The organism is Flavobacterium luteum, assembly GCF_008806775.1.
GTDB lineage: Bacteria > Bacteroidota > Bacteroidia > Flavobacteriales > Flavobacteriaceae > Flavobacterium > Flavobacterium luteum.
Window position 1 is genome coordinate 136,314 of record NZ_WAEM01000006.1, and the last position, 21,154, is coordinate 157,467.

The 21,154-nt window shown below is 31.2% G+C and carries 19 protein-coding genes and 1 tRNA gene; 15 read left to right on the top strand and 5 right to left on the bottom strand.

Annotated features, from left to right (window positions below):
- Positions 1-10: 10 nt before the first annotated feature.
- The 3 genes from F6464_RS11470 to F6464_RS11480 all read right to left on the bottom strand — a co-directional run bounded on the left by F6464_RS11470 (position 11) and on the right by F6464_RS11480 (position 2,335).
- The gene (locus tag F6464_RS11470) at positions 11-589 is read right to left on the bottom strand and encodes a nucleotide exchange factor GrpE (RefSeq protein ID WP_151107981.1); all 579 of its coding nucleotides are present in this window, start codon (positions 587-589) and stop codon (positions 11-13) included.
- 302 nt (positions 590-891) lie between these two features.
- Positions 892-1,797, bottom strand: a complete 906-nt coding sequence (locus F6464_RS11475) for a TIGR01777 family oxidoreductase (protein WP_151107982.1) — start codon at positions 1,795-1,797, stop codon at positions 892-894.
- An 85-nt stretch (positions 1,798-1,882) separates the two neighbouring features.
- Positions 1,883-2,335 (bottom strand): DUF4442 domain-containing protein, encoded by a 453-nt coding sequence (locus F6464_RS11480; protein WP_151107984.1) that lies wholly within the window; start codon positions 2,333-2,335, stop codon positions 1,883-1,885.
- A 231-nt stretch (positions 2,336-2,566) separates the two neighbouring features.
- Between F6464_RS11480 and F6464_RS11485 the strand changes: the two genes are divergently transcribed.
- The 6 genes from F6464_RS11485 to F6464_RS11510 all read left to right on the top strand — a co-directional run bounded on the left by F6464_RS11485 (position 2,567) and on the right by F6464_RS11510 (position 7,698).
- Positions 2,567-3,022 carry a DUF4870 domain-containing protein gene (locus F6464_RS11485; RefSeq protein ID WP_151107985.1) on the top strand — a complete coding sequence of 152 codons (456 nt, stop codon included), beginning with the start codon at positions 2,567-2,569 and terminating at the stop codon, positions 3,020-3,022.
- Positions 3,023-3,139: 117 nt separating this feature from the next.
- The gene (locus F6464_RS11490) at positions 3,140-3,916 is read left to right on the top strand and encodes a GIN domain-containing protein (protein WP_151107987.1); all 777 of its coding nucleotides are present in this window, start codon (positions 3,140-3,142) and stop codon (positions 3,914-3,916) included.
- A gap of 59 nt (positions 3,917-3,975) precedes the next feature.
- Positions 3,976-4,305, top strand: a complete 330-nt coding sequence (locus F6464_RS11495) for a PadR family transcriptional regulator (protein WP_151107989.1) — start codon at positions 3,976-3,978, stop codon at positions 4,303-4,305.
- Positions 4,306-4,310: 5 nt separating this feature from the next.
- A complete protein-coding gene (locus F6464_RS11500) occupies positions 4,311-6,041 on the top strand; it encodes a PspC domain-containing protein (RefSeq protein ID WP_151107990.1) in 1,731 nt (576 codons plus the stop codon).
- A gap of 2 nt (positions 6,042-6,043) precedes the next feature.
- Positions 6,044-6,784 (top strand): head GIN domain-containing protein, encoded by a 741-nt coding sequence (locus tag F6464_RS11505; RefSeq protein WP_151107991.1) that lies wholly within the window; start codon positions 6,044-6,046, stop codon positions 6,782-6,784.
- A gap of 74 nt (positions 6,785-6,858) precedes the next feature.
- Positions 6,859-7,698, top strand: a complete 840-nt coding sequence (locus F6464_RS11510; RefSeq protein WP_151107993.1) for a GIN domain-containing protein — start codon at positions 6,859-6,861, stop codon at positions 7,696-7,698.
- A 75-nt stretch (positions 7,699-7,773) separates the two neighbouring features.
- Here the strand turns inward: F6464_RS11510 and trxB are convergent, their stop codons facing one another.
- Entirely contained in the window at positions 7,774-8,718 is a 945-nt protein-coding gene (trxB, locus tag F6464_RS11515; protein WP_151107995.1) for a thioredoxin-disulfide reductase, read from the bottom strand.
- A gap of 158 nt (positions 8,719-8,876) precedes the next feature.
- Between trxB and F6464_RS11520 the strand changes: the two genes are divergently transcribed.
- The 6 genes from F6464_RS11520 to F6464_RS11545 all read left to right on the top strand — a co-directional run bounded on the left by F6464_RS11520 (position 8,877) and on the right by F6464_RS11545 (position 14,456).
- Positions 8,877-8,951: transfer RNA gene (locus F6464_RS11520), tRNA-Pro, on the top strand.
- Between the two features lie 123 nt (positions 8,952-9,074).
- The gene (udk, locus tag F6464_RS11525) at positions 9,075-9,683 is read left to right on the top strand and encodes a uridine kinase (protein ID WP_151107996.1); all 609 of its coding nucleotides are present in this window, start codon (positions 9,075-9,077) and stop codon (positions 9,681-9,683) included.
- Positions 9,684-9,716: 33 nt separating this feature from the next.
- Positions 9,717-10,049, top strand: coding sequence for an FtsB family cell division protein (locus F6464_RS11530; RefSeq protein WP_151107998.1), 333 nt, complete (start codon positions 9,717-9,719; stop codon positions 10,047-10,049).
- 51 nt (positions 10,050-10,100) lie between these two features.
- Positions 10,101-11,465 carry a methylmalonyl-CoA mutase subunit beta gene (locus tag F6464_RS11535; RefSeq protein ID WP_151108000.1) on the top strand — a complete coding sequence of 455 codons (1,365 nt, stop codon included), beginning with the start codon at positions 10,101-10,103 and terminating at the stop codon, positions 11,463-11,465.
- Between the two features lie 8 nt (positions 11,466-11,473).
- Positions 11,474-13,603 (top strand): methylmalonyl-CoA mutase, encoded by a 2,130-nt coding sequence (gene scpA, locus F6464_RS11540; RefSeq protein ID WP_151108001.1) that lies wholly within the window; start codon positions 11,474-11,476, stop codon positions 13,601-13,603.
- A 175-nt stretch (positions 13,604-13,778) separates the two neighbouring features.
- On the top strand, positions 13,779-14,456 hold the full coding sequence (locus tag F6464_RS11545) for a hypothetical protein (RefSeq protein WP_151108003.1): 678 nt from the start codon (positions 13,779-13,781) through the stop codon (positions 14,454-14,456).
- 5 nt (positions 14,457-14,461) lie between these two features.
- Here the strand turns inward: F6464_RS11545 and F6464_RS11550 are convergent, their stop codons facing one another.
- Positions 14,462-16,426 (bottom strand): T9SS type A sorting domain-containing protein, encoded by a 1,965-nt coding sequence (locus tag F6464_RS11550; protein ID WP_151108005.1) that lies wholly within the window; start codon positions 16,424-16,426, stop codon positions 14,462-14,464.
- Positions 16,427-16,927: 501 nt separating this feature from the next.
- On the opposite strand from F6464_RS11550, the gene F6464_RS11555 reads away from it, so the two are divergent.
- From F6464_RS11555 to F6464_RS11565, 3 genes are all read left to right on the top strand, one after another.
- Complete coding sequence (locus F6464_RS11555; protein ID WP_151108006.1) at positions 16,928-18,055, top strand: methionine aminotransferase; 1,128 nt, start codon at positions 16,928-16,930, stop codon at positions 18,053-18,055.
- 266 nt (positions 18,056-18,321) lie between these two features.
- Positions 18,322-20,700 carry a PAS domain S-box protein gene (locus F6464_RS11560; RefSeq protein ID WP_151108007.1) on the top strand — a complete coding sequence of 793 codons (2,379 nt, stop codon included), beginning with the start codon at positions 18,322-18,324 and terminating at the stop codon, positions 20,698-20,700.
- Positions 20,697-21,107, top strand: coding sequence for a response regulator (locus F6464_RS11565; protein ID WP_151108008.1), 411 nt, complete (start codon positions 20,697-20,699; stop codon positions 21,105-21,107). The genes F6464_RS11560 and F6464_RS11565 overlap by 4 nt, the downstream gene beginning before the upstream one ends.
- The last annotated feature ends 47 nt before the right edge of the window (positions 21,108-21,154 follow it).

Sequence of the window (21,154 nt, forward strand, 5' to 3'; positions counted from 1 at the left end):
AATTGAACTATTATTGTCCGATAACCACTTTTGGGAAACGGATAATTTTGTCGCCTAACTTATATCCTTTTTCTAAAACGTCTACAATTTTTCCTTTAAAATTAGGAGATGGTGCAGGAATTTGTGTAATTGCCTCAGCAAAATCGGCATTAAATATATCCCCAGCTTTAATTTCAACCTCTTCTAACCCTTTAGAATTTAAGGTATTCTTTAGCTTTTCGTAAATTAGCTCTACTCCTTTCAATAAAACATCATCTTCCGATTTTTTGATTTCCGTTAAAGCTCTATCAAAATCGTCCATAACAGGCAACATAGCTTGCAACACCTCTTGATTGGCAGTCTTAAATAAATCTAAACGTTCTTTGGCAGTTCGTCTTTTATAATTTTCAAATTCAGCAAAAAGTCTCAAAAATTTGTCTTTTTCTTTGGCTAAATCTTGTGCTAGCTGCTCTTCTAATGGCAATTCTTCAACTATAAGTTGTTCTCCATTAGCGTTCATTTCTAACGTAGCATCGTCTATTTCCTGATCTTGTTCTGTATTTTCAGTGGTCATTTTGCTTTTATTTTTGAATATATTTTTGAATTTCATTGATTTCTGAGTAACAAAATTACTGCCATTTCTTATAAAATGTCAAATTGTCACTAATTTTTTGCTCCTTTTTAGGTTTTAGCTTTTCATACCGATAAATATTAGTTTTACATAAATGTTTAAAAAATAAATAAAAATTTAATAAAATTTTATGACTATTTCGATTTCGTTTTTGTTAAGTTTGTGATAGTAAAAGGTTATTTACTACATATTGAATCTTAAGGTTAGCGTTAAGCTTCTAAATATTATTAATTCAAATTGGTTATATAAAAAAGCTTCGTTTAAAATAAGCGGAGCTTTTTTTATGCTAAGATATTTGTAAGTGCTTTTTCTGCTGTAGGAAATTTAAATTTAAATCCTTCATTAATAGCTTTTTGAGCACTCAGATTTTTATTAGTAAACAACAATTCGTGCATTTCACCAAGTATCAATTTCATTACAAATTTTGGAATGTTTGGCATGAACAATGGCTTTTCTAAAATAGTTGCAATTGTTTTTGTTAATGCTTCATTTGTTATTGGTTGTGGAGCTACTGCATTATAAACACCTTCCCAGGAATACTTCACCGCAAAAAAATACATTTCTGCCAAATCGTGTAAATGAATCCAGGATTGCATCTGCTTGCCGTCTCCAAAAGGAGAACCCAAACCTAGTTTTATAGGCTTTAGCATTTCTAATAATGCACCCCCTTTTTTAGCCAAAACAATACCCGTTCTTAGTTTGCAAACTTTAATGCCTAAACTTTTAAATTTATCCACACTTTCTTCCCATTTCATGACAACATTTCCTAAAAAACCATCATCGATTTCAGTTGAATCTTCTGTATATATTTTAGAATAACTATTAGGATATATAGCTGTTCCTGATGCTGAAACTATTTGTTTTACTTGATTGGGATTTTCTTTTAGAGCTTTGTATAATACATTTGAAGAAAAGATTCTACTTTCAATAATTTCTTGTTTGTATGATTTTGTCCATCGTTTTGCGATAGTAGCTCCCGCTAAATGAATAATAGCATCAACACCCATGAGACAATTTTCATCAATAATTCCTTGTTCTGGATTCCAAAAAAAACCTTTATAATTGGGTTGATTTTCAATTTTATGCTTTGATGTGGTAAGATAGTGAATGGAAACTCCGTTTTGCAATAAAAGTGAAACTAATTCACTACCTATTAAACCAGTTGCGCCTGTGATTAAAATTCGCATGTTTTTATTACAAATTTAATACTCCTGTTTTAAATGCTTAATTAAATTAAGTTCGATTTAACTATTGTTCTTTTGAAAACTTAAATTATTTAATTTTTATACTCCACTCAAAATCCATTTCGGAAACTTGCTCTCCTTTTTGGTTAGTCCCTATTGATTTCATCCAAAATGTTTGCCCTTCTCGTGTTGCAATTGTTTTTTGAATAGCTTGTTCTATTAGATGTCCATCATTACAAGTAAAAGCAATTTTACCTGTAGCTTTTTTTGAAAAGTTACTTTTGTTATTTGCAACAAGCATTGAAATGTTTTTTTCGCTTTTCTTAATCTGTTTCATTACTAATGCTCCTGTTGAAAGTTCGGCTGCCATAGCTTGTACCGCAAAGTATAAAGAATTGAATGGGTTTTGATTAATCCATTGGTGTTTTACGGTAACTATACATTCCGTTTCCTTGATTTCTTTTACTCGGACTCCACAAAAAAAAGCAGATGGTAACTTGAAAAGCAAGAAAAGATTAATTTTTATAACTTCTAAATTCATAGTTTTACTATTTTTTATAAATATAATACAATTTAATTATAGAAGTGTAAAAGCATTCATCTAAACTTAAAAAACACTATTAAGTCATTTAAAATAGAAGATTTAACTATAATACATGAATTTCTAATTTTTTAAATATGTTAATATTTTGTTAATATATACTACTATGCGATACAAGATACTTTCTTTTAGACATATATTTGCATAAGAAATTACTATATACTTTTAATCATGGAAGCAACTAACAATAAAAACACAGCAACACTACTTCACTTGAGTGCATTGAGTCAATATCTATTTCCGTTTGGAAATTTTATTTTCCCAATACTCATATGGTCTGCAACAAAAGAAAAATCAGAATATCTTGATGAGCAAGGAAAACAAGTCATCAATTTTCAATTGAGTTTGTTTGTATACTCTTTAATTTTAGCACTGATTGCTATTCCCATTTTATTAATAACTGTTTTAAGAAACTTCTCAATCAAAGATTTTTCCAATCATAATGAATTTCCTTTTAAAAATATAAATATTGAAGATCTTAATGGAATGGCTGTATTTGGAATTCTAGCAGTTATAGTATTTTTTGCGCTTAAAGTTTTAGAGTTTTTCTTAATCATATTAGCATCTGTAAAAGCATCAAACGGAATGGGTTATAATTACCCTATAACTATTCCTTTTTTAAAATAAAAATCTAAGAACTATGAATAATAAATTATCATCACTCAAGCTTCAGCGAACTGGCGAAGCAATCAAAAATCGAATCGTTAAATAAATCAAATCAATCATCAATCAAAAATCGAAATCATGTTAAAAATTATCACAACACTAACTTTAATCCTAATTGGATTGGTAGCAAAAAGTCAAGAAGTAGAAAACAGAAAAGTATCTGATTTTTCTAAAGTAGAAGTGCAAAATGGAATTGAACTCATTTATACTGAAAATGATCAGTTTTCATTGCAGATAGAACTGCAAAACAATGCTTCAAAAAGCAATGTAGTAACCGAAGTAAAAGGCAAAAAGTTAAAAATTTATTTGCCTAAAGGCAATGATTGTAACAAAAGTAAAGGTTTAGTAAAAGTGTATTTGTCGAGTAAAAATGTTGCCTTTTTTAAAGCTAGTCTATACTCTAAAATTATTGTAACCAACCAAATTAGTACATTAAATAGTACAGTAGTTTTAAATTCTGAATCAGTTTTTAATGGAAACATAAAAAATGAAGGCAAAACCAAAATAGTTGGAGAAAGAGGAACCGTATTTAACGGTAAAATAGAAACTCAAATTCTTAAAGGAAATTTTAAAGACAATGCGAAAGCAAATATTACTGGAATGGCTATAAAAGCGAACTTACTAACTAACGATACCGCTTTATGTAACGCAAAAAACTTTGTTGCCCGTTCGCTATCTATAACTGCTGAAGGAAACACTATAGTTTTAGTATATTCAGACTCTAAAATTGTTGTGACCGTTGCAGATAAAGCAAAAGTTACTTATACTGGGTTGCCAGAAACCATTCAATTAAATGATGAAGCAGAATCGCTTTACAAGTTAAAAAGCAATCAAGCTTTATCTGTAAATTATTAAAATTAAGCAATAATGAAATCTAAAAAACGAATTAAAATCCCAAAATAATAAAAGAAATTATGAACATTGAAAACACAAAAGCCCAGATGCGTAAAGGTGTTCTCGAGTTTTGCATCCTTTCAGTATTAAAAGAAAAAGAAGCATACACTTCAGAAATATTAGAAACATTAAAAAACGCTAAATTGCTTGTGGTAGAGGGAACTGTTTATCCGCTATTAACAAGACTTAAAAACGACGGATTACTCAACTATCGTTGGGAAGAATCTACTTCGGGACCGCCAAGAAAATATTATGGACTAACTGAAATAGGGCAAACCTTTTTAAAAGAATTAGATAGTACTTGGACCGAATTGTCTGATGCTGTAAACATTATAACAAACCAAAAATAAAAGTCATGAACAAAACTGTAAACATAAATTTGGGAGGAATGTTCTTTCATATTGACGAAGATGCATATCAAAAACTAACACGCTATTTTGAAGCTATCAAACGTTCTTTATCGAATGCAAATGGTGAAGATGAAATCATTAAAGATATTGAACTGCGTATTGCTGAATTAATAACAGAAAAAAATTCGAACGATAAACATGTAATTAATTTAAAAGTATTAGATGAAATTATCGCTGTTATGGGGCAACCGGAAGATTATAGAATTGATTCTGATGGGGAGGAGCAACAAAAAAATGATTACACAGGAACCAACAGAGTTACCAAAAAACTATATCGTGATAAAGACAAAGGTTCTATTGCTGGGGTTTGTACTGGTTTAGGTCATTATTTTGGAATAGAAGCTGTATGGATAAAAATTTTATTCTTAATATTAGCAACGACTAGTTTTGGAATCATAGCTTACATTATACTTTGGATTGTAATGCCAGTAGCAATTACTACTTCTGAAAAACTCGAAATGACTGGTGAACCTATAACTATTTCTAACATTGAAAAAAAAGTTAGAGAAGAATATGATACAGTTTCAGATAAATTAAAAAATGCCGATTACAACAAAATGGGAAATCAAGTTAAAACTGGTTTCGGAAAATTTATATCAGAAATTGGTGATGTATTTCTAAGTATTTTTAAAATTTTTGCTAAAATTTTAGGGGTAATCATCATCATGTCAAGTTTAGCAATACTGGTAATACTTTTTATTGGAGTATTTACCATTGGCTCAACCGCTTTTATTGAATTTCCTTGGCAAGATTTCGTAAATGCAGGTAATTTTTCAGATTATCCAATTTGGTCTTTTGGATTATTAATGTTTTTAGCTGTTGGTATTCCGTTTTTCTTTTTATTACTATTAGGGTTCAAGTTGTTGTCTCCAAGTGTAAAATCTATTGGAAACATAGCGAAGTATACTTTAATTGCACTTTGGTCAATTGCTATTGGGCTATTAATTAGTCTTGGTATCAAACAAGCATCAGAATTTGCAGAAGAGGGAAGAATTGTACAAAAACAATCTATCACTATAAAACCAGCAGATACTTTGCTCATAAAATTTAAACATAATAATTACTTCGCTAAAGATGTTTTTGAGTATAACAATTTCATGATTACTGAAGATTCTACTGATAACAAAGTGATTTACTCTAATCAAGTTCGTTTAAAAATTTTAAAAACAGATGAAAAAGTACCTTACCTTCAAATCGAAAAGCAAGCAAGAGGAAAATCATTATCTGAAGCTAGAAAGACAGCCGATAAAATTAAATATGGATTTAAAATAATAGGTAACCAATTAATTTTAGACAACTATTTAATAACTGATTTTAAAAGTAAATACAGAGATCAAGAAGTACAAATCCTACTTTACTTGCCAGAAGGAACATTCTTTAAACCAGACAATAGTGTGAAAGAATATGATGATTCAGATGATTCATTCTTTAACTTGCATTTTAGTTCCGATGAATTTATTTATAAAATGGGAAGTTCACAAGTAAAATGTTTGAATTGCCCAAAAGAAGAAAACGAATGGAATGATGTTGAAAACAGTGAAAACACTATATCTAAAAAAGACAGTATCACAACTACAACAGTAAATGTAAATGGTGAAAAAGTAATAATAAAACAAATTATTGGAAAAGAAGGATTAACAACAGACGTAAATGGTGTAATAATTAAAAAACAATAGTAATGATAAAAACAATATTATTTTTGACAAAACTTATAGTTACAGCATTTATTGTATTATTATTCTCCTCCTGTAAATATGATATAAATTTAGGAAATAAAGAAACAGGAAACGGAAACATTACAACTCAAACAAGATTCGTTAATAACGACTTTCAGAAAATCGAGGTTAGCTCTGGTATTGAAGTTATAATAGAACAAACTGATAATAAATCTATTTCAGTAGAAGCTGACGAGAATTTACAGAAAATTATAAGCACAACCGTTGAAAATGGTGTTCTAATTATAAAAACTAAAAAAGGATATAATGCTACGCAAACTCCAAAAGTAATTGTAAAAATACCTTCAATTTCAGGAATAAATGCATCAAGTGGATCAAAAATTAGTAGTGCAAATACTTTAATAACAAATGATATAAAAGTTGAAGCTGATAGCGGTAGTGAAATAAAGATAAATGTCGAAGCTGATGCAATTTCTTTAACAACTGAAAGCGGAGGTACTATTATTGCTAGCGGAAAAGCTTTAAAATTAGAAACTGACTCGTCTAGCGGAAGCCAAATTAATGCTGAGCAATTAATGGCAAACGACGTCCTTTCGGAATCTAGTAGCGGGAGCACCACAACTGTTTCTCCTATTCTAACATTAACAGCAAATGCTTCAAGTGGAAGTAGCATTAACTATAACGGAACTCCTAAAAAAGTACAAAGTAAAACTAGTTCGGGAGGAAGTATAAGCAAAGAATAAAACTATATCTTTAATTTTTAAAATCATCTTCAAAAGGGATGATTTTTTTTTATATTTGATGAAAATATACAAACATGAAAAAAACGGTATTATTCTTAACTCTATTTTTATTTAGTTATTCCGTATTTAGTCAAGACAAAGAAAAAATAAAAGGTTCAAAGATTGTCACCGTAGAACAGAAAGAGATAAATGAATTCGAAAATCTTGAAGTAGAAGATAATATAGAAATATTTTTAATAAAAGGAGATAAATGTGCCTTAGAAATAGAAGCCGATGACAATCTTCATGACCTTATAGAAACCAGCTATAACGGCAATTCCTTACAAATTTCAAGTAAAAAAGAAGTTACTAGTGCAAAAAAATTTAGCGTTAGAGTAACCTATACAACTGGTTTTAAAATGTTAATTGCAAAAGACAATACAAACATAACTGCATTAGCCGAAATTAATTTAGATGATTTTACTTTTAAAAGCTTCGATGACTCTAAAATTTTTGCCTATGTAAAAACTAAGAATTTTACTTTGATGGCTAATGATAAATCAAAAATTGAGCTCAATCTAAAATCGGAACAAACTACTATTGAACTCAGTAAAAACGCCAAACTTAAAGCCTTAATATCATCTAATCAATTGGTTTTTGATATGTACCAAAAAACAAATGCAAATGTTGAAGGCGATGTTAATAATTTAAAACTACGATTAGACAACAATGCAGAATTTACAGGTAAAAATTTATCTTCAAAAAATGCTGAAATCACAACCGAAGGATATTCTAATTGCAGTATAATTGTAAGCACAAAAGCTATAATTGATGCCTCAGGAAAATCGGAGATTAATTTGTATGGCACACAAAAAATCGAAATGAAGAATTTTATTGACAATGCCACTTTGAATAAAAAAACGTTAACAAAATAAAATCATAAGATTTATTTATAAAGAAAAGAGTTCCAATATTTTTGGAACTCTTTTCTTTTATAATCTTGAATTTGATTAAAGTGCAGCCAAATATCTTTCTGCATCTAAAGCAGCCATACAACCTGTTCCCGCAGCAGTAATTGCCTGACGATACACATGATCGGCAGCATCGCCGGCTACAAAAACACCAGCTACATTTGTTTTAGATGTTCCCGGAATATTAATAATATAGCCTGTTTCATCAAGAGTAAGATAATTAGCAAAAATATCCGTATTTGGTTTATGACCAATGGCTACAAAGAAACCCGTTGCAGGAATTTCAAAAACTTCATTACTTGTTTTATTCAACGCTTTTACGGCTGTTACCACTTGCCCATCACCTAAAACTTCTACAGTATCATGATTCATTAAAATGGTAATGTTCTCTGTTTTACGAACGCGCTCTTCCATGATTTTTGAAGCTCTGAATTTTTCGCTACGCACCAACATTGTTACTTTTTTGCATAATTTTGAAAGATAATGTGCTTCCTCACAAGCCGAATCTCCAGCACCAACAATAACTACTTCTTGGTTTCTGTAGAAAAAACCATCGCAAACCGCACAGGCAGAAACGCCTCCACCCATTTTTAAATAATGCTGCTCTGATTCAAGTCCTAAATATTTAGCAGTTGCACCAGTAGAAATAATTACTGTTTCACAATGCAACTCTTTAGTATCGTTAATCCAAACTTTATGTAAATTACCTGAAAAATCAACTTTTGTAGCCCAACCATCACGTACATCGGTTCCAAAACGTTCCGCTTGTTTTTGCAATTGCACCATCATTTCTGGCCCCGTAACTCCATCAACATAACCAGGAAAATTCTCTACTTCATTAGTAGTTGTCAATTGTCCGCCTGGCTGAGTCCCTTGGTACAAAACAGGATTCATATTTGCTCTTGCTGCATAAATTGCTGCTGTATAACCCGCCGGTCCGGAACCTATAATTAAGCATTTTATTTTTTCTATTGTATCAGACATAATTGTATTTTAAAATCAATTTTGAGATTGCAAATGTAAACTATATTCTAAAAATTTCGTGCTCAAATAAATCCTAATTTACTATCTTAAAATAAATTTTATTTATTTATATAAATCTTTTGAAGAGAAAAATTAAACATTATATTTGCATTCGATTTCGGGGTGTAGCGTAGCTCGGTTATCGCGCCTGCTTTGGGAGCAGGAGGCCGCAGGTTCGAATCCTGCCACCCCGACAGAAGCGAAACAGAAATGTTTCGCTTTTTTTATGCCAGTTTCAAAAAAACATTTACAAAAACAAAATTCACTCCCAATTAAATTCCTATTTTTGTAATTAACTAATACAACACAACTAATATATGCTAATTATTGGAATTGCTGGCGGAACTGGTAGCGGAAAAACTACTGTAGTTCACCAAATTATGAATGAATTACCAGAAACTGAGGTTGGTATTATTTCACAAGATTCATATTACAAAGAAACTCAGAATCTTAATTTTGACGAACGTGCCTTAATCAATTTTGATCATCCTAGAGCTATTGATTTTGAATTACTCGTAACTCATCTCAAAGAATTAAAAGAAGGAAATACTATTAATCAACCAGTATATTCGTTTTTAAAACACAATAGAACCGATGATACTATACTCACGCATCCTCGAAAAGTTATGATTGTTGAGGGGATTCTAATCTTAGCAAATCCTGAATTAAGAGATTTATTTGATGTGAAAATTTTTGTTCATGCCGATTCTGATGAAAGATTAATTAGACGATTAAAACGTGATATTGCCGAGCGTGGTCGTGACATGGAAGAGGTTTTAAATCGATACCAAACAACTTTAAAACCGATGCACCAACAATTTATTGAACCTACTAAAGCATTTGCAGATATTATTATTCCAAACGATAAATACAATACCGTTGCCATAGATGTTGTTCGAGCAGTAATTAATCAAAGGATATTATAATTTTTTTATATATTTATAGTAATTTAAACTGAAATGGCAAACCCTTATAAAGAAACTGCTTGGTTCAAATTTTTAAGTAACAAATACGTGTGGGTATTGTTGTTTTTTTGTACTTGGATGCTGTTCCTAGACAATTATTCTTATTTTGATCATCGAATTTTAGATACTGAAATTAATGATTTAGAAAACAATAAAAAATACTATCAAGAAGAAATAAAGAAAGACCAAGAGCACATCAAATTACTCAAGAATCCAGATCAGATAGAAAAATATGCTCGAGAAAAGTACTATATGAAAAAAGATAGTGAGGATATTTATATCATTGAATTTGACGGAGATACTATTCGAAAAGAAGGAGAATTATAACAAGAAAATCGATATTCTATTTAGGAAACAGAAGCTATAAATAAACATACAATGTCAAAAAATTTATTTAAAGATTTTAACTTCGTTTCCTCCAAAAAATGGAAACAACAAATACAGTTTGAGCTTAAAGGAGCCGATTATAATGAAACTCTCATTTGGAATTCGCCTGAAGGAATTAAAGTAAAACCATTTTATCATAACGACGATACTGATGCCTATCTTTCTATAAATACGAATGCTTCAATGTTTTTAATTTGTCAAAACATATTTGTTTATGATGTAGAAAAATCAATTCAAAGAGCTAAAGAAAGTATAGAGCGTGGTGCCGAAAGTATTCTATTTACAATTGAAGAAGAGAGAACAGATATAAAAAAATTACTCGAAAGCCTTTCTTTAGATACAATTACAATTTACTTTAATCTTAAATTTCTATCAATCGATTTCATAAAAAAAATTGAATTAATAGCCAAAGAAAAAAAAGCCACTGTATTCCTAAATCTTGATCCTATTGGGCAATTAGCCAAAGATGGAAATTGGTTTGCAACCTCAGAAAAAGATAACTTCGTAACTTTAAATTTGCTTTCTAAAACTATAAGTACTTGCTCAATTTTAAGTATTAATAGTAGTTTGTATCAAAATGCAGGTGCAAATATGGTGCAACAAATTGCCTATAGTTTGGCTCAAGCCAATGAATATTTCAATAGAATTACAACAATAAACCAACCCATGGTTTTTCAAGTTTCAGTTGGAACTAATTACTTTTTCGAAATTGCTAAACTTAGAACTTTACGAACACTTTTTAACTTGATTGCAAAAGAATACAACCACCATTTTGATTGTCATATACTGGTTACGCCAACAAAAAGAAATAAAACAGTATACGATTATAACGTAAATTTATTACGAACCACAACCGAATGCATGTCGGCAATACTTGGTGGAGCTAACGCAATTGCGAACCTGCCCTATGATGCATTGTACCATAAAGACAATGAATTTGGCGATAGAATTGCTCGAAATCAATTGTTAATTCTCAAACACGAAAGTTATTTCGACAAAGTCAATAATCCGGCTGACGGAAGTTATTACATCGAAAGTTTAACCCAACAATTAGCAGAAAAATCATTAGTATTATTTAAAGATATTGAAGCTAATGGAGGTTTTCTAAAACAACTAAACGATGGAATTATTAAAAGAAAAATTCAAGAAAGTGCTGATAAGGAACAAGAATTATTCGACTCTGGTAAAGAGATTTTATTGGGAACGAATAAATATCCAAACAAGGATGACAAAATGAAACACGATTTAGAACTGTTTCCTTTTGTAAAAAACAAGCCCAGAAAAACTTTGATAACACCAATAATCGAAAAAAGATTAGCTGAGAAAATAGAACAGGAAAGATTGGAAAAAGAATAATTCATAAAATGAGAAAAAATCTTCAACATATCACTCTAAAATCAGAAGTCAAAAATCAGAAGTTAGAAGTTTCTAGAAAAGATAACTTTCTAACTGCAGAAAATATTGAGCTAAAAGCTACCTATACTAACGAAGATATCGAAAATCTCGAACATCTTGGTTTTGGTGCAGGATTTGCTCCCAACTTACGCGGTCCGTATGCAACGATGTATGTCAGAAGACCATGGACAATTAGGCAATATGCTGGATTTTCGACTGCTGAAGAAAGTAATGCTTTTTACCGACGAAATCTTGCTTCGGGACAAAAAGGATTGTCTATAGCTTTCGATTTGCCTACACATAGAGGCTATGACTCTGATCACGAACGCGTTGTGGGGGATGTAGGAAAAGCAGGAGTTGCTATCGATACTGTTGAAGATATGAAAGTGTTGTTCAATCAAATTCCGTTAGAAGAAATGTCGGTTTCCATGACGATGAACGGAGCCGTTTTACCAATTATGGCATTTTATATTGTGGCTGCCGAAGAACAAGGCGTTCCACCCGAGCAACTTTCTGGAACAATCCAAAATGATATTTTAAAGGAATTTATGGTGCGGAATACCTATATCTACCCGCCTACTCCTTCTATGAAAATCATTGCCGATATTTTTGAATATACGAGTAAAAAAATGCCGAAATTCAATTCGATTTCAATTTCAGGCTATCACATGCAAGAAGCTGGAGCAACAGCCGATATAGAAATTGCCTATACACTTGCAGATGGTTTAGAATATATAAAAACAGGGTTGTCTACAGGAATGAAAATTGATGAGTTTGCCCCTCGCCTATCTTTTTTTTGGGGAATCGGAATGAACCATTTTATGGAAATTGCAAAAATGAGAGCCGCTAGAATGATTTGGGCAAAATTGGTACAACAATTCCATCCAAAAGACGAAAAATCATTAGTCCTCAGGACACATTGCCAAACATCGGGTTGGAGCTTGACCGAGCAAGATCCTTTTAATAACGTAGCAAGAACAACAATTGAAGCCATGGCGGCTGCTTTTGGTGGGACTCAATCTTTACATACCAATGCACTAGATGAAGCAATTGCTTTACCAACAGATTTCTCGGCACGAATTGCAAGAAATACCCAGATATTTTTGCAAGAAGAAACCAAAATCACTAAAACAGTCGATCCTTGGGCGGGTAGTTATTATGTAGAAAGCCTAACTGCTGAAATTGCAGAAAAAGCTTGGGCATTAATTGTAGAAGTAGAAGAATTAGGCGGAATGACAAAAGCTATTGAAGCAGGAATTCCGAAATTGCGAATTGAAGAAGCTGCTGCACGAAAACAAGCACGAATTGACAGTAGCCAAGATGTAATTGTAGGTGTCAACAAATACCGATTAGAAAAAGAAGATCCATTACATATTCTTGATGTTGATAATCAAATGGTTCGAAAACAACAAATTGAACAATTAGAGCGTATAAAAGCAACTAGAAATAAAGAAAAAGTAGAAAACTCACTTGAAAAATTAACTCTTTGTGCACAAAATCAAGAAGGCAGTTTATTAGAATTAGCAGTCGATGCAGCAAGAAATAGAGCCACTCTAGGCGAAATTAGCGATGCGCTTGAAACCGTTTTTGGCAGATATAAAGCACAAATTAAAACCTTTAGTGGCGTGTATAGTAAAGAAATTAAAGACGATAAAAGCTTTGAAAAAGCGAAACTTTTAGCAGACAAATTTGCCAAAAAAGAGGGGCGTCGACCACGAATAATGATTGCTAAAATGGGGCAAGACGGTCACGACCGTGGCGCTAAAGTTGTCGCTACAGGCTATGCCGATGTTGGTTTTGATGTAGATATTGGTCCATTATTTCAAACACCTTTCGAAGCTGCAAAACAAGCTGTAGAAAACGACGTTCACATTCTAGGGGTTTCCTCACTAGCTGCTGGACACAAAACGCTTGTTCCTCAAGTCATTGAAGAACTTAAAAAATTTGGTCGTCAAGATATTATGGTAATTGTTGGTGGAGTTATACCTCATCAAGATTATCAATTTTTATTTGATGCTGGTGCTGCGGCTGTTTTTGGGCCTGGAACTAAGATAAGCGAAGCTGCAATACGAATTTTAGAGATCTTGATTGGAGAATAATAGTCACTAAAAAGAAACGGACTGTACTTTCATTATTTATCGTTTTATAAATTAATAATTTTTGCTTGAAATTTTTATTTTTATTTTATTAATTTAGTACGCTTTTATGTTAATTCCTTTATGATTTGCAACAATAACAAATACAAAATTTAAAAATATCTAAAAGCAATTCCAAATGAGAGTAGTTGGCTACATCAATGAAAAAAAAGAAAATACATTTGCCAACCCTGTTTATTCGAACAGAAGTGGCGAATATTTTTTACACGTTCTTGACTTAGCCTACAACATAATTAATTTTGTAAAAACCGACATTAAAGAAGATACTTTTAAAAAAATCTATCTCTCTAAAAAATTCGAAATCAATGCTAAAGGAGCACTAGTATTTATAGGAAAAGAATACTATATCAAATACGACAGTTCCGAAAATGCGATTGAAGAAGTTATCCACTACATCAATGATGTGCTTCCTGTAAACGAATCTAAACCGCTAGTAACAGAAGCCAATACATTAAAAAAGAGCATTCTGTCCGATAAATTTATTGTCAATAATTTCGAGGTGAATATCAATCCTCAAAAAGAACAATTCATTTTAACTTTCGATTTTCCTTCGCCAACTAAAGATACCAAATCTGAAATTCCTTCAAAAAATGGAGCAAATGTCCTTTCAAAACAAGTAAAACAAGATCAAACTACTGATGCTGCCTATGCTAGTATTTTAGAATATCTCACTCGGGTTAATTTGAATGTGGAACTAACTCTAAAATTAAGAGCTAATGAAAGACGAAGCAAATTAAAAACACTCAATTATCAATTCAAGTTAAGTAAAAACAGTTCTAAAAAATCCAATTCTTAATAAGTTTACTCCTTCACAAACTTCCCAACAGCGCTTCCTTTATCTGAAGTTAATTTAATAAAATAATTTCCTGTTTTTAAATTGGAAACATCCACTTGTTTTGTTTGCTGTGCATTTGGAATAACGAGAATTTGTTGTCCTAGTGTATTGTAAATACTAATTGAAGAAACCACAATGTTTTTCTTAACATCAATATTCAATACTTGTTTTGCAGGATTTGGATAAAGGTTAAAGAAAGTCGAAAACTCAAAATCATTTGTACCTAAACTCTGCAATACTGAGGTAGTTGCTGTATTTGTTATAATTGGAAAATTGTAATCAAAATAAATACTAGCGGTATTACTGAAAGAATCTCCAACGACCAAGCTTGGTTTTGTTTTGATTTTGAAAACCATATAGCCATCATTGGTTGCATCATCAAATGGCAGATTGATGTTCTCGAAGATAAACTCTACTTTGTTGGTTTCTGAAATTTTAGTTACAAAAGGATGACTTCCTTGGGTTACCACGAGTGAATTAATATCAAATTTTGAAGTATCAATAATATCTTTAACGACAACATTCTCAGCCTCAGCAGTTCCTTTATTTTCAAAACGAATAATGTAATGCACATATTTTCCCACAGCACTTGGAGCAATGGTTGCGCCCTCTAAACACGTTTTATCATTTGGGTCAAATGAATTAACTACCGTTTGATTCAATGTAAAACTATTGTCGGCTGGGGTTTCATCGGGTGAAGCACTTGTTATTCTAGCAATATATTCTAATACATCTCCGCCGTTTACAGCTGGAGTTTCAAGTGGTGAGTTGACATTAACTTTAACTTCTATTTCTCTGGTTTCAAATGGTTTTAAATCAGTAAAATTCCAAGACAAATTAGTAGTACTTTGACTAGTAGCAATTGGATTTGCTATAACAAAATCTAAAACAGCATCATCAAAAGTAAGATTTACGGAACCTGTTTGAGTTTGATTGCCTTTATTTTTGTAAACTATTTTATAAGAAGCATCAAAACCTGGTCTTGCTCTATTTATGGATAAAACGGTAACTTCTAAATCAGGATGAACACCATTTGATGTAATACAAAAATCCTGAGTAAACGGACTCGCTTGTTTTGGAAAAGTTACTACTGTTTTATTGGGAGAAATACTAAAATAACTAGAATCTTCAAGAATTGGAGTTATAGTTTTTGTACCCGCTTGAACAGGAATAAAATAATTTCCAGTTGCATTAGCTATCATACTACCCGTGATGGTTCCGTCGGAAATGGTGAATTTCAAATTAGGAAAAACTATATCCGAAGCATCGCAACCGTTGTTATTACTGTCAAATTTTTGACTCCCTTGAATAGTATAAAAAGTTCCTCCTGGATCAAAAGAACAATATGTATTAACATGGCAATTAGTATAACCATATTCAAGAATCATATTCCGTACATCTGGTAACTGTTTATCATTTGCGCATACATATAATAAATTCATATTTTTTGAAAAATCTAAAAAAGACACATTAATATTTGTATTTTTAATAGACAAGCTTGTTAAATTATTATCATCACACATCAATGAATTAAGTTTCTTTTGATTACTTAAATCTAATGAAGTAAGTTGATTAGAAGAACAATATAAACCTTGAAGATTTACTAATGCAGAAACATCTAAAGAACTGATTTGATTGGAATAACAGTAAAAATGAGCTAAATTAATAAAACTCGATATTCCTTCCACGGATTTGATATCCAACATTCTAATATTCAAAGCCCAAACATTTTCAGCTTCACTTATCTGAATTTCTCCATCATTATTGGCATCAATCTTAAAATATTTTTCCGATAAATCTCTGGCAATTTGACCACCTGAATCTGATAATAATAAGGCCTCTTTAAAATTAGCATCAGGAATATTTACAATCTGTGCTTTTACCCCGCTAAAAAAGAATAACCCCACTACTAAAAAGTATACTTTTCTCATAAAAATAGTTTAAAGCGTAAATGTATAAAAATTAAGAAAGGAGTTCAGGGTTTCTTCTTAAAAAATCTTTCCCAACTCCATCAATCACAATATATTTTTCCATGCTAATAACGTCAAGTTTGACGTCAAGGACGTGAAATTTGGCATCGCTGACGTCAAACTTGACGTTGCTGACGTAAAACTTGGCGTTGTAGTACGTAAAATTTCACGTCCTTGACGTAAAACTTTGCGTTCCTGACGTAAAACTTGACGTTCCCGACGTCAAAGTTGGCGTTCAGAGCAGTATTCATAGGAAAAGTTGGTGAATAAAAATCGTTTGCAAATTGATTTTCATGGCAAAATGCGAACAAAAACAGATTTAAAAACTCTAAATCAGTGTCAATTAGTGTTGCTACAAAACGAATCCGTTTTACTTAACTATCGGCAGACAAGTCGCTATCCAAAATTAACTGGTAGTTTTATAAAAAAACTTTACTTTTATACTTTCAAAAAACCTGATTGATGTCTAAACTTCCAAATATAAGTACTAGTATTTTTACTACTATGTCGCAAATGGCAAACGAATACCGAGCCATTAATCTCTCACAGGGATTTCCTAATTTTCCTGTAGATCAAAAATTAAAAGACATCGTTATCAAATGGACGCAGGAAGAAATACATCAATATTTGCCCATGGCTGGCTATCCGCCTTTGTTGGAGAAAATTGCAAAACTCACTCAGGATTCCTATCAACGAAAAGTGAATCCTAGCACCGAAATTTTAATTACTGCTGGTGCTACGCAAGGCATTTTTGCTGCCATTCAAGCCTTAGTCTATGCCAATGACGAAGTGATTATTTTAGACCCAAGTTATGACAGCTACGAATCGACTATTTTGTTATGCAATGCTAAGCCTATTCGAATTGCTTTAAATGAGGATTTTACACCCAATTGGGAAGCCATCGCAAATAGAATGAACAGCAAAACCCGAATGATTGTGACCAATAATCCGCACAATCCTACTGGCAAAATCTGGTCAGAACAGGATTATATTCAACTCGAAAAACTACTCGATTTATACCCAAATGTCATTTTACTTTCAGACGAAGTCTATGAATACATTACATTCGAAAACAAACACATTTCTATACATCAGCGCGAGAAACTTTGGCATCGAAGCGTGAGTGTTTCCTCTTTTGGGAAATCGTTTCACATTACGGGCTGGAAAATTGGCTATCTCATTGCAACAGAACAATTAATGATAGAAATTAAAAAGGTACATCAATTCCTCGTTTTCAGTGTCAACAGTATTGCTCAATATGCGGTTAACGATTATATTGATGTGGTGAAAGTTTCTGAATTGGGCGGTTTTTACCAACAAAAACGAGATTTTTTCAGAAGTCTGATGCAAGAAACTAAATTCGAATTATTTCCCTGCGAAGGCACTTATTTTCAGGTTGCTTCCTATGGGCATTTCTCTAACGAAAATGACTTAGACTTTGCTAAAAAACTAGTGACCGATTTTGGTGTGGCAACTATTCCGCTATCTCCTTTCTATGCAGGTGGCAAAGACGTAAAATGCATCCGATTTTGCTTTGCAAAAGACGATGAAACTTTGATAAAAGCAGCAGAACGATTGTTGAAGATATAAATTCTCAACAACTTCAATTAGAGAAATCTTAAATCGAACTTCTCCGATTTAGTTTCTTATATAATTAAAAAAAAGGTTTACATGTTTTTTTGTTTTTGGAACACTTAACATATATAACACTTACCTTAGTAATATTCTGTTCAAATAAAACCTTTTTGATAAAAAATAGTTGTATTTCTATGAACAAAATATCAATCACAATTCATGAATAAAACCACTATAAATTCATTTTTTAGTACAAACTATATTCAACACCAAACATCAAGATGAGTAGCAATTCAAAATTCAAAAATAGATTTGATTCTTTACTAGAAGGTGTACAAATCCTTGATTTTAAATGGAAATATATTTATGTCAATAATGCTTTGGTAAAAATTAGTAGCTATTCTAAAAAGGAATTGATTGGAAAAACCTTAATGGAAAAATACCCTAATATTGAGCAAACCAATTTATTTAAAGTCTTGAATCGATGCATGATAAATAGAATTGGTGAACGAATTGATAACGATTTTATTTTTCCGAATGGTACTGTTGGTAATTTTGAACTTAGTATTCAACCTATACCTGAAGGAATTTTAATACTTTCTATAAATCGAAGTGAACAACAAAAAACATTTGAAAAACTGTTAAAAATAAAAGATTTATATGCCTTTATTAGTCAGATTAATGAGAAAATTTTACGTCTAAATGACAGAAGTGCTCTTTTCAGTAATTCCTGTCATATTGCTGTTGAATTTGGGAAATTTAAAACGGCTTGGATTGGTCTTTTTGATCAAGACAATAAAACGATTTCTATGATACAACATTACGGGCTCCCCGAGGAGATTACTCATTTATTTAAAAACTTAAATATTGAAGTAAACAGTCCGCATGATCAAATATTGAAAACAGAATCGTATTTCATTTGTAATGATATTTATAATGAATCCGAACTTTTAAAATGGGTACCTTTTGCAAAAAAATACGGAATACATTCTGCTATTATACTCCCTTTTAGAAAATCGGGTAAAATAATTGGAACCTTAAATCTTTATTCAGAAAAAATCGAATTTTCTGATAACGAGGAAATTGCTTTGTTTATTGAAGTTGCAACTGATATCTCGTTTGCAATTGATTTATTTGAAAAAGCAAAAAAACACAAAGAAACCGAAGAACTTGTACTAAAAAACGAGAGGCTTTTCAGAGCCTTGATAGAAAAAAGTACTGATGTAAAAACACTCTCCGATCAAAACGGTAAACTAATCTATGCTAGCTCATCAATAACCAAAGTGTTGGGTTATAAATTAGAAGAATTTCTAGATATTTCTATTTTTAATTTAGTTCATCCTGATGAACTTGATTGTTTTCTTGAAAAAAGAAAAGAGATTGAATCTGTATCTGGAAAATATTTCGATTTTGAACAAAGATTTCTGCACAAAAATGGCAATTGGATTTGGTGTGAAGGAACAGTAACCAATATGATAGAAGAAAAAAACGTGAATGCATTTGTAGGCAACTTCAGAGACATTACTGAAAAAAAGAAAGCCGAAAAAGACCTTCTTAAAAGCGAAAACTTTAGTCGTAACATTTTAAATTCCTTAAGCTCACATATAGCTGTTATAAATCACTCTGGAACAATTATAGCGGTCAATGAAGCTTGGAATCGGTTTGCATTAGTAAATGGAGAAACTACTCTAGAAAATACAAGCATAGGCAGTAATTACTTAGATGTTTGTAAAAAATCAACAATTGAAGGTGATGAGATTGCCCCGAAAGTTTTAATAGGACTCCAAAAAGTAATGACAAAAAAAAAGGATGTTTTTTATCTTGAATATCCTTGTCACATGGATACAAAAGAAGAAATTTGGTTTGCACTACTTGCCGTACCATTTGATGGAGAAGAGGATTTAGTTGTAATAGCACATCAAGATATTTCGCAACGAAAAATTAACGAAGATGAATTAATTAAAAATAATGAAATACTCTCAAAAACAAACTTAGAACTAGATCGCTTTGTGTATAGTGTGTCACATGATTTACGTTCGCCACTCACCTCTATTTTAGGATTACTCGGCTTTATTGAAGAAGAAAGTAAAGAGGAAGACACCTTGGAACATACATCTATGATTCGAAATAGCGTTAATCGTCTCGATGAATACATCAAAAATATTCTAATTTATTCGAGAAATAACCGCATGGAATTAGACATTAAAAAAATTCCAGTTCAAAAAATTATAGAAGAAATTTTTAAAGAATTCAAAAATATAAAAAGCTCTGAAAAAATCAGTTACGAAGTAAACATTAAAGAATTAGTGCCTTTTTATTCTGATAAACAAAGCCTTAACACTATTTTAGAGAATCTTATTTCAAATGCTATAAAATTTCAAAATACAGAACAACCAAATAAATTTATCAAAATAACTGGAACAATAGATAAAGAATATTTACATCTTCTAATAGCAGATAACAGAATTGGAATTGCAAAACAACATCATAATAAAATTTTTGATATGTTTTTCCGATTATCTGGCAAAGTTGACGGTACAGGAATTGGACTTTATATCGTTAAGGAAATTATTAAAAAATTAAAAGGTACTATAGAAGTTAGTTCTAAACAAAGAATTGGTACTTCTTTTAGCATTATATTAAAAAATTTAAAACCATGATAGAGTTATTACAACAAAAAATTGGCATAATAATGATTATTGACGATAACAATATCGATCGATATATTGGTTCTAGATTAATTATCAAAAATAATTTTGCAAATAAATTACTACAATATGATAATGCAGTTAATGCATTACACTATTTACAAGACAACCAAAACAACATCGATTTATTGCCTAATATTATTTTTTTAGACATTTACATGCCCATGATGTCTGGATTTGAATTTATGGAAGCATTTAATACATTACCTCAGTTTGTAAAAAAATACTGCAAAGTATTTATTATCTCTTCTACGATAGACGATTCTGATATTTCGAGGGTTCATGTCGATCCGAATATATTTGGATTTCTGGAAAAACCAATTACAAAAGAGTTTCTTGAAAAAATAACTACTATATAATACTTTAGCTATCATTTAGTTATTAGTAATCCTTTTTTACATTGCAA

Bases quoted from the DNA above. Each gene is read 5' to 3' on its own strand.
- F6464_RS11470 (WP_151107981.1), bottom strand. From the start codon at position 589: ATGAAATTCAAAAATATATTCAAAAATAAAAGCAAAATGACCACTGAA.
- F6464_RS11475 (WP_151107982.1), bottom strand. From the start codon at position 1,797: ATGCGAATTTTAATCACAGGCGCAACTGGTTTAATAGGTAGTGAATTA.
- F6464_RS11480 (WP_151107984.1), bottom strand. From the start codon at position 2,335: ATGAATTTAGAAGTTATAAAAATTAATCTTTTCTTGCTTTTCAAGTTA.
- F6464_RS11485 (WP_151107985.1), top strand. From the start codon at position 2,567: ATGGAAGCAACTAACAATAAAAACACAGCAACACTACTTCACTTGAGT.
- F6464_RS11490 (WP_151107987.1), top strand. From the start codon at position 3,140: ATGTTAAAAATTATCACAACACTAACTTTAATCCTAATTGGATTGGTA.
- F6464_RS11495 (WP_151107989.1), top strand. From the start codon at position 3,976: ATGAACATTGAAAACACAAAAGCCCAGATGCGTAAAGGTGTTCTCGAG.
- F6464_RS11500 (WP_151107990.1), top strand. From the start codon at position 4,311: ATGAACAAAACTGTAAACATAAATTTGGGAGGAATGTTCTTTCATATT.
- F6464_RS11505 (WP_151107991.1), top strand. From the start codon at position 6,044: ATGATAAAAACAATATTATTTTTGACAAAACTTATAGTTACAGCATTT.
- F6464_RS11510 (WP_151107993.1), top strand. From the start codon at position 6,859: ATGAAAAAAACGGTATTATTCTTAACTCTATTTTTATTTAGTTATTCC.
- trxB (WP_151107995.1), bottom strand. From the start codon at position 8,718: ATGTCTGATACAATAGAAAAAATAAAATGCTTAATTATAGGTTCCGGA.
- udk (WP_151107996.1), top strand. From the start codon at position 9,075: ATGCTAATTATTGGAATTGCTGGCGGAACTGGTAGCGGAAAAACTACT.
- F6464_RS11530 (WP_151107998.1), top strand. From the start codon at position 9,717: ATGGCAAACCCTTATAAAGAAACTGCTTGGTTCAAATTTTTAAGTAAC.
- F6464_RS11535 (WP_151108000.1), top strand. From the start codon at position 10,101: ATGTCAAAAAATTTATTTAAAGATTTTAACTTCGTTTCCTCCAAAAAA.
- scpA (WP_151108001.1), top strand. From the start codon at position 11,474: ATGAGAAAAAATCTTCAACATATCACTCTAAAATCAGAAGTCAAAAAT.
- F6464_RS11545 (WP_151108003.1), top strand. From the start codon at position 13,779: ATGAGAGTAGTTGGCTACATCAATGAAAAAAAAGAAAATACATTTGCC.
- F6464_RS11550 (WP_151108005.1), bottom strand. From the start codon at position 16,426: ATGAGAAAAGTATACTTTTTAGTAGTGGGGTTATTCTTTTTTAGCGGG.
- F6464_RS11555 (WP_151108006.1), top strand. From the start codon at position 16,928: ATGTCTAAACTTCCAAATATAAGTACTAGTATTTTTACTACTATGTCG.
- F6464_RS11560 (WP_151108007.1), top strand. From the start codon at position 18,322: ATGAGTAGCAATTCAAAATTCAAAAATAGATTTGATTCTTTACTAGAA.
- F6464_RS11565 (WP_151108008.1), top strand. From the start codon at position 20,697: ATGATAGAGTTATTACAACAAAAAATTGGCATAATAATGATTATTGAC.